Annotated in this window: 26 protein-coding genes and 2 pseudogenes; 24 read left to right on the top strand and 4 right to left on the bottom strand. The window is 42.0% G+C overall.

Going from position 1 to position 16,606, the window contains the following annotated elements; genetic code table 11:
• Positions 1-63 precede the first annotated feature (63 nt).
• The 11 genes from KW548_17080 (at position 64) to KW548_17030 (ending at position 4,726) form a co-directional block, all read left to right on the top strand.
• Positions 64-570, top strand: coding sequence for a hypothetical protein (locus KW548_17080; GenBank protein ID QXX08843.1), 507 nt, complete (start codon positions 64-66; stop codon positions 568-570).
• A gap of 251 nt (positions 571-821) precedes the next feature.
• Positions 822-1,136 carry a hypothetical protein gene (locus KW548_17075; protein QXX08842.1) on the top strand — a complete coding sequence of 105 codons (315 nt, stop codon included), beginning with the start codon at positions 822-824 and terminating at the stop codon, positions 1,134-1,136.
• A gap of 135 nt (positions 1,137-1,271) precedes the next feature.
• Positions 1,272-1,724 (top strand): hypothetical protein, encoded by a 453-nt coding sequence (locus KW548_17070; GenBank protein ID QXX08841.1) that lies wholly within the window; start codon positions 1,272-1,274, stop codon positions 1,722-1,724.
• Positions 1,725-1,787: 63 nt separating this feature from the next.
• Positions 1,788-1,979, top strand: a complete 192-nt coding sequence (locus KW548_17065; protein QXX08840.1) for a hypothetical protein — start codon at positions 1,788-1,790, stop codon at positions 1,977-1,979.
• 63 nt (positions 1,980-2,042) lie between these two features.
• The gene (locus KW548_17060; GenBank protein ID QXX08839.1) at positions 2,043-2,438 is read left to right on the top strand and encodes a hypothetical protein; all 396 of its coding nucleotides are present in this window, start codon (positions 2,043-2,045) and stop codon (positions 2,436-2,438) included.
• Positions 2,439-2,484: 46 nt separating this feature from the next.
• Positions 2,485-2,547 carry a hypothetical protein gene (locus KW548_17055; GenBank protein QXX09444.1) on the top strand — a complete coding sequence of 21 codons (63 nt, stop codon included), beginning with the start codon at positions 2,485-2,487 and terminating at the stop codon, positions 2,545-2,547.
• Between the two features lie 27 nt (positions 2,548-2,574).
• Entirely contained in the window at positions 2,575-2,958 is a 384-nt protein-coding gene (locus tag KW548_17050) for a nuclear transport factor 2 family protein (protein QXX09445.1), read from the top strand.
• A gap of 45 nt (positions 2,959-3,003) precedes the next feature.
• Positions 3,004-3,117 (top strand): hypothetical protein, encoded by a 114-nt coding sequence (locus KW548_17045; GenBank protein QXX09443.1) that lies wholly within the window; start codon positions 3,004-3,006, stop codon positions 3,115-3,117.
• A 69-nt stretch (positions 3,118-3,186) separates the two neighbouring features.
• A complete protein-coding gene (locus KW548_17040; GenBank protein ID QXX08838.1) occupies positions 3,187-3,642 on the top strand; it encodes a hypothetical protein in 456 nt (151 codons plus the stop codon).
• A 102-nt stretch (positions 3,643-3,744) separates the two neighbouring features.
• On the top strand, positions 3,745-4,254 hold the full coding sequence (locus KW548_17035) for a hypothetical protein (GenBank protein ID QXX08837.1): 510 nt from the start codon (positions 3,745-3,747) through the stop codon (positions 4,252-4,254).
• Positions 4,255-4,510: 256 nt separating this feature from the next.
• Entirely contained in the window at positions 4,511-4,726 is a 216-nt protein-coding gene (locus tag KW548_17030) for a hypothetical protein (protein ID QXX08836.1), read from the top strand.
• Between the two features lie 51 nt (positions 4,727-4,777).
• Here the strand turns inward: KW548_17030 and zigA are convergent, their stop codons facing one another.
• The gene (gene zigA / locus KW548_17025; protein QXX08835.1) at positions 4,778-5,977 is read right to left on the bottom strand and encodes a zinc metallochaperone GTPase ZigA; all 1,200 of its coding nucleotides are present in this window, start codon (positions 5,975-5,977) and stop codon (positions 4,778-4,780) included.
• A gap of 102 nt (positions 5,978-6,079) precedes the next feature.
• Here zigA and KW548_17020 point away from each other — a divergent pair.
• From KW548_17020 to KW548_17010, 3 genes and pseudogenes are all read left to right on the top strand, one after another.
• Positions 6,080-6,337, top strand: a pseudogene (locus KW548_17020) (TraR/DksA C4-type zinc finger protein).
• A gap of 187 nt (positions 6,338-6,524) precedes the next feature.
• Positions 6,525-7,427 carry a homocysteine S-methyltransferase family protein gene (locus tag KW548_17015; protein ID QXX08834.1) on the top strand — a complete coding sequence of 301 codons (903 nt, stop codon included), beginning with the start codon at positions 6,525-6,527 and terminating at the stop codon, positions 7,425-7,427.
• Positions 7,414-8,949 carry a BCCT family transporter gene (locus KW548_17010; protein ID QXX08833.1) on the top strand — a complete coding sequence of 512 codons (1,536 nt, stop codon included), beginning with the start codon at positions 7,414-7,416 and terminating at the stop codon, positions 8,947-8,949. Before KW548_17015 ends, KW548_17010 begins: the two co-directional genes overlap by 14 nt.
• A 91-nt stretch (positions 8,950-9,040) precedes the next feature.
• Here KW548_17010 and KW548_17005 read toward each other — a convergent pair.
• A pseudogene (locus tag KW548_17005) lies at positions 9,041-9,304 on the bottom strand (iron ABC transporter permease).
• A 412-nt stretch (positions 9,305-9,716) separates the two neighbouring features.
• Here KW548_17005 and KW548_17000 point away from each other — a divergent pair.
• From KW548_17000 to KW548_16955, 10 genes are all read left to right on the top strand, one after another.
• Positions 9,717-10,463 carry a hypothetical protein gene (locus tag KW548_17000; GenBank protein QXX08832.1) on the top strand — a complete coding sequence of 249 codons (747 nt, stop codon included), beginning with the start codon at positions 9,717-9,719 and terminating at the stop codon, positions 10,461-10,463.
• Between the two features lie 5 nt (positions 10,464-10,468).
• Positions 10,469-10,825: a hypothetical protein gene (locus KW548_16995; GenBank protein ID QXX08831.1), complete on the top strand. Its 357-nt coding sequence runs from the start codon at positions 10,469-10,471 to the stop codon at positions 10,823-10,825.
• Positions 10,826-11,032: 207 nt separating this feature from the next.
• Positions 11,033-11,449 carry a hypothetical protein gene (locus KW548_16990; GenBank protein QXX08830.1) on the top strand — a complete coding sequence of 139 codons (417 nt, stop codon included), beginning with the start codon at positions 11,033-11,035 and terminating at the stop codon, positions 11,447-11,449.
• Positions 11,450-11,588: 139 nt separating this feature from the next.
• Positions 11,589-12,026 (top strand): hypothetical protein, encoded by a 438-nt coding sequence (locus KW548_16985; protein QXX08829.1) that lies wholly within the window; start codon positions 11,589-11,591, stop codon positions 12,024-12,026.
• 310 nt (positions 12,027-12,336) lie between these two features.
• Positions 12,337-12,750 carry a bifunctional diaminohydroxyphosphoribosylaminopyrimidine deaminase/5-amino-6-(5-phosphoribosylamino)uracil reductase RibD gene (locus KW548_16980; protein QXX08828.1) on the top strand — a complete coding sequence of 138 codons (414 nt, stop codon included), beginning with the start codon at positions 12,337-12,339 and terminating at the stop codon, positions 12,748-12,750.
• Positions 12,751-12,873: 123 nt separating this feature from the next.
• The gene (locus KW548_16975; GenBank protein QXX08827.1) at positions 12,874-13,326 is read left to right on the top strand and encodes an NUDIX domain-containing protein; all 453 of its coding nucleotides are present in this window, start codon (positions 12,874-12,876) and stop codon (positions 13,324-13,326) included.
• Between the two features lie 112 nt (positions 13,327-13,438).
• Positions 13,439-13,978 (top strand): MOSC domain-containing protein, encoded by a 540-nt coding sequence (locus tag KW548_16970; protein ID QXX08826.1) that lies wholly within the window; start codon positions 13,439-13,441, stop codon positions 13,976-13,978.
• 27 nt (positions 13,979-14,005) lie between these two features.
• The gene (locus KW548_16965; protein QXX08825.1) at positions 14,006-14,494 is read left to right on the top strand and encodes an ATP-binding protein; all 489 of its coding nucleotides are present in this window, start codon (positions 14,006-14,008) and stop codon (positions 14,492-14,494) included.
• Between the two features lie 197 nt (positions 14,495-14,691).
• Entirely contained in the window at positions 14,692-15,039 is a 348-nt protein-coding gene (gene tolA / locus KW548_16960; GenBank protein ID QXX08824.1) for a cell envelope integrity protein TolA, read from the top strand.
• 221 nt (positions 15,040-15,260) lie between these two features.
• Positions 15,261-15,437, top strand: a complete 177-nt coding sequence (locus tag KW548_16955) for a hypothetical protein (GenBank protein ID QXX08823.1) — start codon at positions 15,261-15,263, stop codon at positions 15,435-15,437.
• Here KW548_16955 and KW548_16950 read toward each other — a convergent pair.
• Positions 15,434-15,730: a hypothetical protein gene (locus KW548_16950; GenBank protein ID QXX08822.1), complete on the bottom strand. Its 297-nt coding sequence runs from the start codon at positions 15,728-15,730 to the stop codon at positions 15,434-15,436. The two genes, KW548_16955 and KW548_16950, sit on opposite strands and share 4 nt — an antisense overlap.
• Before the next feature lie 302 nt (positions 15,731-16,032).
• Positions 16,033-16,590, bottom strand: a complete 558-nt coding sequence (locus KW548_16945; protein QXX08821.1) for a hypothetical protein — start codon at positions 16,588-16,590, stop codon at positions 16,033-16,035.
• Positions 16,591-16,606 lie beyond the last annotated feature (16 nt).

Raw genomic sequence — 16,606 nt, 5'->3', positions numbered from 1 at the left:
GGTCTTCGTGCCGAAAGCATTTGTTAAGGTGTCTGTCTCAATTAGATTCGATAGGCATATAAAATGAAGTACGAGCCAATAGATATCAAGTGCCCAAATTGTGGCAATTTAGCAAAGTTCGAAGAACCATTTGAGTTCTTGTCAAAAATAGAAGCCAATGATAATCGGCCATCTCATAGGTGGGGAGGTTGGACAGTAGTAGAACGTTTTCCATCACAAGTATTTTGGAAGCCGCCATCGAGTTCAGGTCAGTATCTGAGAGGCGGTGGTAATACTGGAAAAGGAGGTTATCCACTATTAACTAATGGACTTGTACAATGTCAGAGTTGCCATGTGAATAATAAGCATGTGTTGCAATGGCCTTCTGATGCTTATTGGCAGTGGCCGATTAGAGGTGAACTACTATGGGCATGGGATAAAGAGCATGCTCAATTGATTTTAAACTATGTAAAAACACGCATGAGACCGTCAAGGCATTCCTATAGTTTGCGCTATATCCCAACACACTTTTTGTCAGCAAAAGTACGAGGTCTTGTAGTTCAAAAAATGGAACGTAGCATAAATGCCTAACACATATGAGTCTGTGCCTGTCAATAGGCAATAACATCCTATTGGCTGCGTGAGCAGCCAATGCTCTTTGAACAACAAAGTTATCTGCTTCGCTTTGTCATTTCGGTTATTGAGCATTGCTTGCGACAAACATATATTGAGGATCTCTTTTTGGGATTATTAAGGTGCCTGTCCCAATTAGATTATGGCAAGTTAGGCAGAGAAAAACGAGACGACCTGTTATTAAGAATGTTGTGTAGTAAAGGAAGGATATGAGTTGCGATAAATGCCAAAGTATTAAAAAGACAATCAAAGTTCCCAGAGATCTAACTGAGGCGATCTTATTGGCTAGGCTTAAAGTTGAAGATGGAACTCTCAAATATCTTGGTGCTGGCTCTTATGGAGATCCTTTCGTGCGTATAGCGTTTGGTAAAATCTGGAGTGACTTTGTTAATAACTACTTTTCATGTTCATCCTGCCACCAAGTTTTCAATTTACATGCTGAAACATACCATGGTAGTGGTGGAAAGTTAGAAGCAGTACAAAGTATCCAAGGCGAGCTGAGTAATGATGTATATCCCACATAACAGGGCGTTGAAGCGTATCTACCAACGCTTAGCGGTTTTGGTGCTAAGTTTGAGCTCTCCGTTTACGGTGTAATGGTTAATTTAGTTGTAAAGCGTTGTCGCCTCTGAATATGGCGTGATGAAAATAGGGAAAATATGGATAACTACATAGATATTTGGTTCTCTATTAATAAAATAATTTTTGTCTTAGGATTGTTTTCAGTTTTTGTGCTTGGGTGTTTAGGTAAGGGAAAAGCAACCATAGTAGTATTTTTAGGGACAGTGTTATCAGGCATTACCCTAGACTTTTCCCTGAAATATCATATCAGAACGACACTTGCTTCAGAATTAAGTGATTACAGTTTTGTTATAGAATCTGATGAAAATTTTGACGAATCTAAGTTATTGTATGCTTTAAAAAACAAAAAGTATATGACTATCAATAGGACGAAACCTTTACGTAAAAGTAAAGTGCGGATCGTTGTTAACAACGGTGAGATGGAGTTACTGATAGCTGAGGACTCGAAAAATGATAACATATTCTGGATTTATTATCCCAAATACGATTACAGTCGTATAAATAGCATTGGGAAGTTACGCCTTCGTTGAAATTTTCATGACGAAAAATCATACTGCCCATTATTAAGGATGTTAGTTTAATAGGATAATTTTATGAGAAATAGTTTAGATGCGGATTTAATTTTTCAGGAACTTGAGCCCAAGCTAAAAGTATTAATTGATAAGTATGAAAGTGAAATAATTTATGCATTAGTTATTTCTGAGGGTGTTGTGTACATCAATACAGAAGTTGGTCTTAATAAAACTCTAAATGAGTACATTGAGTGGTGGGATCTAGAGAATTAACACCTAAACAGCTGGGAAGAGCTTGAACAATACGAAGAGGATAAGTTAGAGACTTGGTCTGATTTGGATGGAGTTGTTGGTTGGCGTATTCAAAAGAAAGTTAAGGATAATGAATCTGAGTTAACCGACACGCATAAAGTTGAATTGTTGAAGTTAATTAATGCTGATCGCCAGAAAAAAAGGCTAGAGGACACTTACAGGTCAGAAGAAACTCGTGAACAAGTAAGGAAGAACATAGGAGATTGGAGCAACCAATATTCTATAGCACTTTATGGTATGTCTGGGTACGACGAAGCAGCATATTGTGAGCATTATGAATTGGGGGATGAAGATCAAAAGGTGAGTGAATATGGAGTCGCAATGCAAGCTCTGCTCAAGCTAATTATTTCTAGCGATCTTTTTAAACTTGTAAACTTAGCTCCCGACTTTTATCATCGCACACAGGAGCACACCTATTAAACAAACAAGTTTTTTGGAGTGATTCGCAACGCGGCATTTTCACTATATGTTGGTTTTGGTGTTTAAGGTGGTATGCGGCAGCATCGGTATAGCGTTGCTCACTATTTAATTTGGCGTTAGGTGCTCGGAGGAAATGATGAGTCCAAAGGAAGTTGTCCTAGCTTTTTGGGATGCAATGAAAACAAATGATTTTGCGAAGGCCAGTGAGTGGCTCAGCCCTGATTTTGAGGGATTCTGGCCTCAGTCAGGTGAGTTAATTGTTGGTCGAGAAAACTTCACCGCTATTAATTCTTACTACCCAGAAAATGGTGTTTGGGAGTTTGACGTTCATTCTGTGGTTTGTGATGGTGCAATAGTCGTAACTGATGTCTCGATTACGGATAGTGTTCAAAAAGATCGAGCGATAACATTTCACACTGTAGAAGATGGTTTAATTGTGAAGCAAAAAGAGTTCTGGCCTGGGCCAATGGAAGCCCCGGAGTGGCGAGCAAAATGGGTTAAGGTTACACAGGAGTATTAAGCTTCGCACCGACCAAAAGGCAGTCCGTCCTGTGGTAGTTCAAAAATTTATGATGGTACATTCAACGGCATCAAGGTCGATGGCTCAGGCATAGCTACTGCATTGTTAAAGCGCAATGGAATTAAAGTCTACAGTCAACATTCGATAGCTAAACTCTGAGAGGCGTTGGAAAAACATAGCTAGTAAACTGTTCAAGAAATCTTTTGGTGTGTGTCCTGAGTTGAATTAATGAACTATATCCAAGAAAAAGCAAAAGGGATTGATTTCTATACAAGCCTAATAAATGTTGAGAATTGGCTCGAAATTAGCCTATCGGATTATGATTGGCATATCTCTGACATAGATGGTGCTTGGCCTGAGTTAGATGACCCATCTTGGGTCACTGGCCAAGAATTAGCGGCAAAAATAAGTGAATTTGATTATCAGTTTTCGTGGGCTGTCATTTCTGCTTTTCCTAAAGGTACGAGGCCTTTTACCACTGATGAACCATTTGCGGATGGAAACTCTATTTTTTGGGAGGGCATTCCAGAAAAGCAGCTAAAAAATGCAGTGTTTGAGATTGTGTGTTGGGATAGTAGCGCAACCTTATTTATAGACTTACCTTCAGATTTAGCTAAAAACCTTGTAGCCAATGCTCCAAGTATTAAAGATTTAAATAAAGTAAACGGTCAACGCAAGTCCTAACAAGGTACTCAAACTGACCTCCAACACGTTGAACGCATGGTCATATGTTTCCGGCAGCTTAGTGAGGCGTTGATATGTCACTTCGGAGAAAATGTAATCACAATGGCTAGTAAAATTTACATACAAATCTTTCTATATGTAACGGCTGTATGGGTAGCATTTTCTGTAGACGATAATGTGTTTAATGGTTTCGAGTTCATTACTTTGGTTGGCTTGGTCGGCCTTTTGATGGGTTTCATTTTATATAAGCGAAAGAACCCATTACACTTTTACCACGAAAGACAAGATGCTCGTCCTTTCCTACGTAGGCAATCTCCTTTAAATTATGCTGCAAGTGGTGTCATTTTGGTCGGAATAACTGCTCTCTATGGTGTTGTTGGCGAACCTTTCGAGATCATTGGCTATGTTGAACAAAAGCGTCAGAGTCGTGGCAAAGGAGGTATTACTTATGTGTTGGATATCAAGCACGAAATCTATGGCGTCATACGTAGCCGTACCTCTGAAGAGCTTTGGCTGTCACAACGTAATGGTTCGCCCTTACTGTTGAAAATTCAAAGAAATTTTTTTGGGCGGCATGTAATTATAAGTGCTGAGACGTTAGACTCAGAGTGACATAACCAAGCGTTCAAGTAGCTCGTCAACGCTTGGTAGTTTTGGCTCACAGTTTTGTGTTTGTTTATGATAGCGTTCTTTTTACCTGATGGGGCAGCTTTGGTTGGCCCATTGGTACAAACAAACACTTAACAAAACGCTACGGCGTCAATAGCTAATTTCTAGCTACTTATCATAGGTTAATGGTCAGTCAGGCAAAGAGAAAAACGAAATGGCCTGTAATTAAGATTGTTATACAAGAGGAGGCTTCAAAACCATGGATAAGGTTGATTGGCATAAAAATTATATTGATGACAGCACAATTATCACAGATAGCTATAAAACGACTCAGAATGTTCGCAGATATTTCAAATCTAAATTTGGTGAAAATTTTAAGTTTGATCGTGATTTCATGAATTGGATTAACAATGCCACAGGTTTGACAATGGGGGATGCCTCAGAAGAATGGGTTAAACGACAGAAATCAAAGTAATTGATATTAAAGCCTCCCGAATGATGGGAGGCTGTTTTGTATCTCAGTGGCTTACTGTTCCCATTCAGGGAAAGGGTCTTCCAAAGATAACCAATAGTCGAGTCCTTGCTCAATCTCATCTTCTGTTAACAAGCAGTCGTTGAGGCGGGCAATCAATTTCTCTTGCTCTAATCCCTGACCAATAAACACCAGTTCTTGTCGCATATCGCCATAAGGTTCTTGCCAAATGTCGTTTATGGCATCGAGGTAATCTTGATCCGTCGGCCATTCCTCTTTCGGAATCGCTTTCCAAAACATACCCGCGACTCCATAACGTGCGATGCCTCCTGCTTGGCTCCATTGACCGATAAAATCTGGTCTGGTTGCTAGCCAAAAGTAACCTTTGGAACGAATCAGTTTTCCATAATCTTGCGCATTATGGAGGAAGTCATAAAACTTCTCTGGGTGGAAAGGGCGTCGCGCATGATATGCAAAGCTGGAAATACCGTATTCCTCGGTTTCAGGTATATGTTCGCCTTGCATTTCTTTCAACCAACCTGGAGCTTGTTGTGCCTTTTCAAAACTGAAGCTTTGTGTGTCGAGTACTGCATCAAGTTCTACTTCACCATTCGAGATCGGAAGTATGGTGGCCGATGTGTTTAGGGTTTTAAGAATCGCAACAAGCCTTTCGATTTCAGATTTCTCAGCGAGGTCGGTTTTACTTATCAAGATCACGTCAGCGAACTCTACTTGATCAACCAGTAAGTCAGCGACGCTACGTTCATCGTCTTCACCTAAGGACTCGGATGTCTCTGTTAAGAACTTAGCTTCATCGTAATCGCGCAGAAAATTAATCGCATCAACCACCGTAACCATGGTGTCTAAACGCGCAACGTCTGAAAGTGAAAGCCCGTTTTTATCGCTAAAAGTAAAAGTCTCGGCAACAGGTAGAGGCTCAGCGATGCCAGTAGACTCGATAACTAGATAATCGAATCTGCCTTCTTGAGCGAGTTTAGTGACTTCTTCTAGTAGATCTTCACGCAGGGTACAACAGATGCAGCCGTTACTCATTTCAACCAACTTTTCTTCACTGTGGTTGAGAGAAACTTCATTCTGAACGGTTGCTGCATCGATGTTGATTTCGCTCATATCGTTGACGATGACCGCTACTTTTCTGCCTTGTCTATTGTTAAGAATATGACTTAAAACGGTTGTTTTTCCTGCGCCTAGAAAGCCGGACAAAACCGTAACAGGGAGTTTCTGGGTGTTCATGCTCATGCTCTTTATAGTGTAATGTTATAATATAACAATTAATATAGTCGGTGATCTTAACTCTGGCATCAAGCAGTTTGTGACTGTGTCAAGCACTGCACCATGGAATTCAGTGATGAAAGCGACAGGGCTTCCAGCGAGGAGCAATCTGCAATCGCATTAAGGATCATAGATAGAGAGCAAAAGCTGTTACCTAAGATCCAACAATCTTTGGCTCGCTTGCGCGCAGGAGAGTATGGCTATTGTTTAGAGTCCGGTGATCCTATCGGTATTCCAAGACTATTGGCACGACCTACAGCAGAATATAGTACAGAAGTGAAAGCGCAAATGGAGTCAAAAGAACACTGGTACAGGGAGTAAGGTATCACCCAAGTAAATAGGGGAAAGTAGGTTTTAAGTATCATTGCGTCGCATAATAACGTGCAAGACATTACTTGTTTTCACTCAACATGAATATTCTTCATGTTGAGTGTGAGGAAATGTAACTTTCACTTCTGTCATATTGTGATTGAATAGCCAAATAGATTTTAGCGGTATGGATGTCTAAATGGTAAATCTGAAAATATTGGATGGTGGCATGGGGCGCGAGCTAAAGCGCATCGGTGCTCCTTTTTCTCAACCTCTTTGGAGTGCTCAAGCGCTTATCGAATCCCCACAACATGTTACGCAAGCGCACCAAGGTTTTATTGATGCAGGGGCGCAAATCATTACCGTCAACAGTTATGCCTGTGTTCCGTTTCATTTAGGTGAGGATTTGTATGCACAGCAGGGACGCGAGCTGGCAGAGAAAGCGGCTAAAATTGCTCGTGATGTCGTGACGTTGTCACAAAAAGAAGTGCTTGTTGCTGGCGCTATCCCTCCTGCCTTTGGTTCTTATCGACCTGATTTATTTGAAGAAAAGAGTGCTTACGACATCAGTGTGAGTCTATTTAAAGCGCAAGAGCCTTATGTGGACATTTGGTTGGCGGAAACCGTTGCAAGCCTTAGCGAAGCGCGAGTGATCAGCCAAGTTCTGTCTAAAACCGACAAGCCAGTTTATATCGCTTTCACGTTAGAAGATGAAGTCAGCAAAGTCTCGCGTCTGCGCTCTGGTGAGCTTGTCATAGACGCTGTAGAGGCGCTTCTTGATACTAATGCGCAGGGTGTTTTCTTCAATTGCTCAATTCCTGAAGTGATTGAACAAGCGATTAAAGACGTGAATCAGGTATTGGAACGAACAGGGAAGACGCTAACTATTGGTGTTTACGCGAACAGCTTTGCGCCAATTAAAGTGAATCACCAAGCGAATGAGTCATATCAAGGACTTAGACACTTCTCACCAACAGAATATCTGGAATACGTGAAAACGTGGCATCGCTTAGGGGCGAGTATCATTGGCGGCTGTTGTGGCATTGAGCCAAGTCATATTGCTGAACTGACGGCGTGGAGAGATACTGTTGAAGAATCTTAATCTCGGGCTCACCATTCCTGCGATTGGCACTGTCCTGATCATTCTACTTGTCTCTTCGATGTTCCCTGAACAGTCTCAAGCGATGGCGAACAACGCAATGACGTTTGTGACCGATTGGTTTGGTTGGTTAGTGCAAATCTTCAGTCTTGCTCTTGTTGGCTTTCTACTGTGGTTGGCGTTTTCCAAGTACGGTGACATTCGATTAGGGGAAGGAAAGCCCGAATATTCGAACTTCTCTTTTGGCGGCATGATCTTTACGGCTGGCGTTGGTGCATCGCTTATTTATTGGGGGATTGGGGAGCCTATGTACTACCTACAATCTCCTCCGTTATTTGCCGAGGCCAACAGTTATACTGCAGCTGCGTGGTCGGTCACTTATTCAATGTTCCACTGGGGGATAACAGGGTGGGCGATCTACTGTTTCCCTGCGATTCCTTTTGCTTATGCTTTCTATGTACAAAAACGCCGTACATTGAAGCTCTCGACACTCTGTGAACCCGTAATTGGTAACAATCCAATCGTGGGTAAATGCGTGGATCTTTTGGCCATCTTCGGCACACTCGCGGCGTTTGCGAGTTCATTGGCGTTAACCGTTACTCTGCTTAGTACGGGAACCGCTGAACTATTTGGAATAGAGAATAACTTGTTGCTTCAAGGTGGCATCATCTTCTTGTTTGTATTGGTTTTATTTGCAGTGACGCTGGTGGGCTTCAACAAAGGCATCAGTAAGGTATCGGATTACACGGTCATCGCTGCGATTCTCTTTGCCTTGTTTGTGCTGTTTTCATCAAATGCCCAATTTGTCTTGAACAACGTAACGGATTCACTTGGAGTGATGCTCGATAGCTTTTTCCGTATGTCCCTTTGGACGGATCCGGTGCAAAAGAGTGGTTTCCCTCAAGCATGGACTCAATATTATTGGTTCTGGTACTACGCGTACTTAATCATGATGGGGTTGTTTATTACCCGCATATCGAGAGGCCGTACTATCCGTGAAGTCATCTTGTATACCATCTCGATGGGCGCTTTGGGATGTGCTTTCTTTATCTCTATCTTTGGGGGCTACGCGGTTTGGGCGCAGTTATTAGGTGGTTATCCTGTTCAAGAGTGGATGAGCAATGGTGGATTGACGTTTGCCGTTGTCTCGTTGATCAAAACGTTGCCAGCAAACAATGTGGTTCTTGCGGTGTTTTTGGTGATTCAGTTCTTCTTGATGTTGACGACGATGTCGAGCGCTAGTGTTGCCACCTCGATGCTGACGACGAATCAACTATCCCTAAACGGAGACCCAGACAACAAAGTCAAACTGATGTGGGCAGGGGCGATTGCACTTATCAGCTTTAGCGTATTCCTTACAGGTGGCGGCATCAATACCATTAAGTCTTTGTGCGTGGTAGCGGGGCTACCGATGATGTTTATCTACGGCATTTTGGTTAAACAACTCATGATGGAACTGAAAGGCAAGACAGCTTCGCAACCAGAATCGGAAGCGTCTGTAGAAGCACAAGAACTGATTGCTTAGCCTCAAACAACAAACCCTCTTCATGTTTAAACTTGAAGAGGGTTTCTATTGTTCAATCCACGAACTTGAGATCTTATACCTTCCTTGAGCGCTAACTTGATGCGCTGTTCTTGATCAGTAAGAAAAACACAAACACGCCTCCTATTGAAGTGGTGACGATACCGACAGGAAGCTCCTGAGGAATGAGCATGACTCGCGCTATCAAGTCACTTCCAAGCAAAAATAGACTGCCAAGGATCGCGGAGAAAACAATCAACCCTTTATGCAATGAGCCCGTTAACATGCGTGCGATATGAGGCACCATAAGCCCAATAAAACCGATAATGCCAGTAAGTGATACAAAGATTGCGGTACTAAGCACACACGACGATGTGTCCCACGCACGTTAACAGCGAGGCCGTTTACGTCTAAAACGCGCTCAATCGATGGGTCAACTCTCACAAGGTTATTTTTTCATTAGTTCATATCAATAAATCATGCTTTGCGCCAATACTTCAGCACGGGCCGTGGTTAGCCTAACTCTTGTTATTTAAATTGAGGGTTTGGCATGCCAACCATAGAACTCAATGGTTCAGTGGGTAAAGGTGGTGTAAATCTGCGAGAAGATGTGGTCGATATCAACTCATGAGAGCCATCAAAGCAAATCCTAAATGGCATGAAGCGAACAAAGCGTTGGATTGGTCGATGTTGGCTCGCGCTGAACATCGCGATGACGAGAGGCTAAAAGCAGCGTTTGCAACATTCAGCGCATGAAAAGGAGATGAAAAATGACATTCGAAGAAATAAAGAACAAGCTAAAAGGACACGCTAAGTCAGTCGCAGTCGCTGTTTTGGGTGGTTTATCCGCAATCGCTATTCCAGTTTGGCAGATTTACTTTGTAGAAACATCAGACATAAATGTTGAAATCGAAGAGATACGCCGAGTTAATGCTGATACTTACCGCGTTGCATTGGCGACAGAAGAACTCAGGTTGCTCATACCATATATTGATGAATCCTTATTCTATGAAGTGGAGCCAAATGGAAATAGGGGAGATAAGATTCGTTACCCTACATTCGATGTAAACACACTGATAGAAGCTTATGACAGTGCAAAAGTTGATTTGAAAAATATTGCGGAAACAAAAAGACAATTGTCACGGTACATCACGACGATTGATGCTTACCTAGATCCGGAAAACAATGAGTTTTTGTTGACGGAATTCCGTGTAGGAGAAATGAAAAGCTGGGGTTTAAGTAACTATATTGATGATGATGAAGCGGTTTATTATGAGCGACAAGTGTTATCAATAACAAGAAACTACTCGGGCATGACATTTAAAACGGGTAGTGGCCCAGCCTTGAACGTACCAGCGCTAAAGTTTTTGTTGTCTGATGTGAAAGAAGATCTGCAAGAAGTGATTGAGGAAAATGATGCGACGTTGGAAAATCTACGTGACAACATGCGAGGTATTGACGCGCAATTGGCGAAAATTCAGGGAGAACAGCAGGGGCTTTATAGCTTTTTGAAGTAGACATAGTGGCCACCAATAATGGACGCGCGAGTGCATCGCTTCGTCCTGTAGGGATGGTAAGGGTCAATATTAGTGGCAATAACTATGTAGATATCAAATTGGAACTGGTCGATTTCCAAAATTCATCAGAACTGCCTCCATCGTCAACTCGTTTATTGACCTATCGTTCTAATGAACTGCATCAGATGCCAGTGGAAGACAGAAACTTGGTCAATGCGTTTTGGGGCAGTACAGGACAAGCCAGGTTGATAAATTTAGATACAAAGCATCAGGTTTACTCGTCAAAGCCGACGGCTTTTGCAGACAATAGCAATCAAAAGATACTGTTTGATCACCTAAAGAAAGCGGCGGCTTCGATTTAGATAGTTATTGAGTCAAATCTCTGGGTGAGGGGTGAATTGCCGCAGCAGAAATCTGACACTTAAACTCCATATAAAGTAAAAAACGTGCTCTAAAACGTTACGCAGAGCAGTTGTACGACTGAATCAGGTGTAATAGCGCGATCTCAGCGAGAAAGTTTATGCCCAAAATGTGCTAAATAGATAGGCACATTTTGGGCATTTTTGTGTTTGGATGTGTTTAGTGTTTACGATTGTGGGTTTGATTTTTGTGGTATTGTTGGTAGCCGATTAGCAAGGGCGTTATGCGATTTAGTGGAAATATCGAATGGAAACGAATCAATATTTTTTAATGGAAAGTATGAGGTAGCTACATCTGCACACGAAATGAAAATGTCTCATTGGGTGCACTCTCCGGTTATTCGAGAAACTAGTAGTGGGAAGGTGATTCTGAACCTGGAGTTTACTGCTTGGGGTTTACGTAGCGTTACAGAATCAAATGAACGTCTGGTTCTGATTTTGTATCGTTACCCTGATGGAAATTCAGATTACTGTGTAGAAGTTGATCCAATAAACCGTGTTGTACTCATTTCAGGTGAAGAATATCCTTTGATAAATATCGAAAGCACTTTGGAATTAATCGTATAACCGAGCGTTCAATTGGACAGTCAATGCTTGGCATTTTTGGTACACAGTTTAGCATTAGTTTCCATGTCACAATGGCTTAGGTTTATGCCCGAGTAGCCTGAATATTACGCGGAGTTATGCGCATGTATGGAAGTATTGAATGAATTTTGAAGAAGAATTAAGTAGTGAACTTGCAAAACACAGTGGTTCTATCGCTTCGTCATTAAAAGAGCTGTTTGCAAAACTCCCAGAAAATACGCGAGAAATTCACATAGAAGTGTTCGCTAATCAGGATGGTGATGGCATGTTTTCAGTCTATGTGAGTTTAGAAGGTCCAGATATGTACGTTCTAAATAAGTCTATCGAAGAATACGCCTGTTTGTTTGAGCCGAAATATGTTGGTACGACTATTAAACCTTATATACCGACAGTAGATCCGTTCGAGGTTGATTTTGAAGTAAATGATGTCGTTGTTGACTGTGTAGCAAATTGGATTAAATCTATCTGGGAAAGACCTAAGGTGTTGCCTAGCAGTATCCCTGTTATCGTCGTGGGGCATGATAGCTTCGGAACAGTTACCCCTTTGGAGCTAAGATGAAGTTATTCCAAACACTTTAAGTGGGAACACCAACGCGTGGCGGTTTTAGCTTGGGGTAAACGGTTAAAAGTTGACAGCTATTTGCAGGTGCAATTCAAGCATCAAGACACTATGAGTAATTGAACATTGTTAGGGCACCTATCCCAACTAGTTTGTACGCTCGTTTTTATAAAATCACAGAACATATAGCTTGATATATTTACATTAATTTTTAGTCACTTATGATAGGTTAATGGCAAGTCGGGCAGACAGAAAAACGAGACCGCCTGTTATTAATAATGTTATATATTAATGAAAGGAATACGAAAAGATGTCAGAGAAATATATGCTTAGAGCCTTAGAAATTTCTAAGAATGCATTACCTTTTTGTATTCCAAATCCGCCTGTTGGTTGTGTTCTTGTCAAAAATGGCGAGGTGGTGGCCGAAGGGTATACACAATCAATAGGCGGTAACCATACAGAAGTTCAGGCTCTTGAATCCTATTCTGCTTCAAAAGAAGGTGTTACCGCGTATGTAACGTTGGAACCTTGTTCCTTTGTTGGTCGGACTCCCGCTTGTGCCAACACATTAGTTGAATCGGGCGTAAGGCATGTCGTTGTCGCTATGTTGGATCCAGATACTCGTAATAGTGGAAGGGGTATCGAAATCCTAAGGCAGGCGGGTGTCTCCGTACAAGTTGGTTTATGTGCAGAGCAAGTCAGTGCTTTCTTGGAGCCATACTAAAGTCAATCGTAAAGGCATATGACGAACTGCCAACGCTCGGTAATTTAGGTTAAGAGTGTTGGAATGCGTTGCTAGCCACTTAGCAGGCTCGTTAGCCAACTATCGTAGTTTCTAGGTATAAAAATGATTCCAATAAACAATTCGATTGTTTCCGGAGTGGCACTGTCGGAAATAAACGGTGAAACAAAGATGCTTCTAATGAAGCGAGTGAAAGGCGGCTTCTGGTGCCATGTCGCAGGTTCAATGGAAGAAGGTGAATTGCCTTGGCAAACCATCGTTCGAGAGTTTCAGGAAGAAACCCAGATTGAAGTGACAGAACTTTACAATGGTCAATTCCTAGAGCAGTTTTATGAGTCCTACTCGAACGTTATTGAAGTCATTCCAGTCTTTGTAGTTAAGTGTCCAGCGAATCAAGAAGTCGTTCTTAATCATGAACACACAGATTTTAAATGGTGTAGCTTAGAAGAAGCGTTAGAGTTGTCGCCTTTTCCAACACAACATGCAGCATTCAAGCATGTTTGGGAGTATTTTGTAGACAAGCCTATTAATGAGCTATGTCGTATAAAACTCGGCTAAAAAACGACACAAAGTGTCAATGATTAATTTCTAGTCACTTGTGATCGTAAATGAGGCAGACGGAAAAACGAGACTGTCTGTTATTAAGCATGTGAGGTCTCAGGAGGAAAGGATGCCCAAAGTAGTTTCAGTCAGTAAATGTGCTGAGCACACTTTTTCTAAATCAATTGCTGATTCAATATTACTCATTGAGGGAGAAGGCGTTGAAGGAGATGCCCATCGAGGAAAAACGGTAAAGCACCGTTCAAGAGTAAAAGTCGACCCCAATCAGCCAAATCTTAGACAAGTTCACCTTATTCATAATGAACTATTCTCCGAGCTTAAAGCTAAAGGGTTTGAAGTTGAGCCAGCATCACTTGGGGAAAACATCACAACATCAGGTATTAACTTACTAGGGTTACCAAGAGACAGCGTAATTAGGTTTAGCAGTGGGGCAGAGGTTTTGATTACAGGTCTTCGCAACCCTTACCCTCAAATCGAGGTATACCAGACTGGGCTATTGTCTGCTGTTTTGTGCAAAGATAGCTCAGGAAGGTTAGTTCGTAAGGCTGGGGTAATGGGAGTCGTCAAAGTCGGTGGTCGAGTTTCTGCAGGCGATAGCATCGTCGTTGAGTTACCCGATGAGCCATTCCATGCTCTAGAAAGGGTTTAAGCTGGCGTGATACGTAAATGAGGAAACATGAAAAATCAGGGAAAGTTGTTCTTCTTCTGTGGCAAGATGGGAGCAGGTAAATCAACCAAATCAAAGTGTGTTGCTGCTGAAAACAATGCGGTTCTTGTTTCAGAAGATGATTGGCTGTCAGCTCATTACCCCTCACAAATTCAAACGTTTGATGACTACATTAAGTACTCAACTCTTATCAAGCCTTTTGTTAGAAGCCATATTCAAAGTTTGTTGAATGTTGGGGTCAACGTTGTCATGGATTTTCCAGCGAATACTATTAAGCAAAGAGCTTGGTTCGTATCACTGTGCGTCGAAGTAGGGAGTGAGCATGAGCTTTGGTATTTAGACCTAACAGATGAGCAATGCTTATCCCAAATTGCTAAACGCCGAGTTGAACAACCAGAAAGAGCTATGTTTGACACTGGGGTTGTGTTTCATCATGTCACTCAGTATTTTGAAGCTCCAGCAGCGAGTGAAAATCTTAGTTTAGTGCGAGTGGTATGATACGCATACAAACCTTTAAGACAGATTTACAACCCTTGGCATTGTTTATATGCGTCGGTTGGTGTGTTTAGGGTATTATGCTGAGGAAAAGGTATGGTGTTGCTCACCACTGAATTGGACAACTTGTTATAGTGTTTGTCCCAATTAGATTCTACTTAATTGGAATAATGGCTAATCCCCAATAATTAGGAATGTAAATGAATAAGCCGATTTTGAGGAGTGTGTTGATACTACTTGGTCTAACAACTCCACATTTGGGATACACAAATGAGTCTCAGAGCTCTGAATTAGTAAAATATGGTCAAATCTATACTCAGCTGATTCAAAATCAACTAGGTAACATCAATGAAGTTAATGGCCAAAAATGTGAGTTTCAGATTTCGTTAAACTCTCATGGTAAAGTTATGTCGCTTAGCTCATCTGGCCATGAAAAGCTGTGCCAAGCAGGTGAAGCTGCGGTCAAACGAGTTGACGTATTTCCTTTACCAAAGAGCGATGTAGCCACGCAGCTACAACAAATTACATTGACCTTAAATTTCATGTAAAGGCGTAACATTAGACGATGGCGTCAATAGTTAATCTTTGGCGCCATGGTTATCCCAGATAACACTGCCTCGAAACATAGAATTTAATATCACAACCATCTTTCTCATACAGGCAACGATTGCCACATTTTTTGTTTTCCTGCCGCAAGCATTTGTTAAGGTTTCTGTCCCTGTTCAGGTGTCTGTCCCTGTTCAGGTGTCTGTCCCAATTAGATTATCAGATGCCAGTGGAAGACAGAAAATTGGTCAATGCGTTTTGGGGCAGTACAGGACAAGCCAGATTGATAAATTTAGATACAAAGCATCAGGTCTACTCGTCAAAGCCGACGGCTTTTGCAGACAATAGCAATCAAAAAATACTGTTTGATCACCTAAAGAAAGCGGCGGCTTCGATTTAGATAGTTATTGAGTCAAATCTCTGGGTGAGGGGTGAATTGCAAAACGTCACAAAGCCTCCGGAAAACAATATAACAAGAAGAACACCTGCCCATAGACCGTCTTGCACTGCGATCCACATCATCCATAAGGAAAATAAGCCAAACAACGACCATATAAAAATTGTGCCGTAATCGTTGGGACGCTGTCTTACGAGTTCAAATTGATAGACCACCTTGGCCTCTTGTACCGCTTGCTGCTGAGCGTGTTGATATTCTGGGGTTAGCTCCGGTAACGAGTCGACAGACACATACATCAGTGAGGCCCCTCCATTGGTACTGGATACGTTGGATTCAGGGGAACGTTCTACTCAGCTTTTGATTCACCACCAATCGCTGTCCCCCAGTACATACACAGGCTCCCTGTTTAGCGAGTCTGTGACTATTTATTCTTCTTCTATAACAGTAACTAATTGCCTTAGGTGTTTTAAAAGCTGCTCTTGTTCTGCCGGTGAAGCAATATAGTAAGAAAAGTAAAAATGCCTATTTTCCCAATAAATATCCTCGTTCTCTTCACTCTCAGTTTCCATTTCAAAAATTGGAAACAAATGCGATTCAATCAGTCCATTTTTATATCGGCCTTCCGGAACGCAAGAAAGTCGGTAACTCGCGGTAGGGGGAAAGGTTGTACTCGCTGCTTAGGTCTATTGACCACTCCGGCCATTTTCAACGACATTAACAGCCCAGCGCCGGCACCAACAAACATCATCGGCCCGACCAGCACCACTCCAATAATCGAAATAGCAACGCCCACATAGCCCGAGTAGCGTAAGGCAGCAAAGCAGGCGTCAGGGACCAGAGTCAGCTCGGTGACTATCATGCCTTTTTCGGTTAAGGTCACGGTTTGTTTTACATCTGGGTTCCCGGCGTAATATAAGTAGCTGCCTAAAGCAAAAGCAAATAAGGTAAATACGGTCATTCCAAGCCAGTCTAATTGGGAACCAACCCACACAATCAGGCCAAATAATGCTAGCCATATCGATATTGCCCAATAATCAATAGGTGGCACTTTGACTACTTCAAATTGGTACACCACCTTGGCCTCTTGTACCGCTTGCTGCTGGGCGTGTTGATATTCTGGGGTTAGCTCCGGTAACGAGTCGACAGACACATACATCAGTGAGGTCTTTCTA

The sequence above is a fragment of the Vibrio neptunius genome, from assembly GCA_019339365.1.
Taxonomy (GTDB): Bacteria; Pseudomonadota; Gammaproteobacteria; order Enterobacterales; family Vibrionaceae; genus Vibrio; species Vibrio neptunius.
This window is presented reverse-complemented; position numbering and strand designations above follow the sequence as displayed.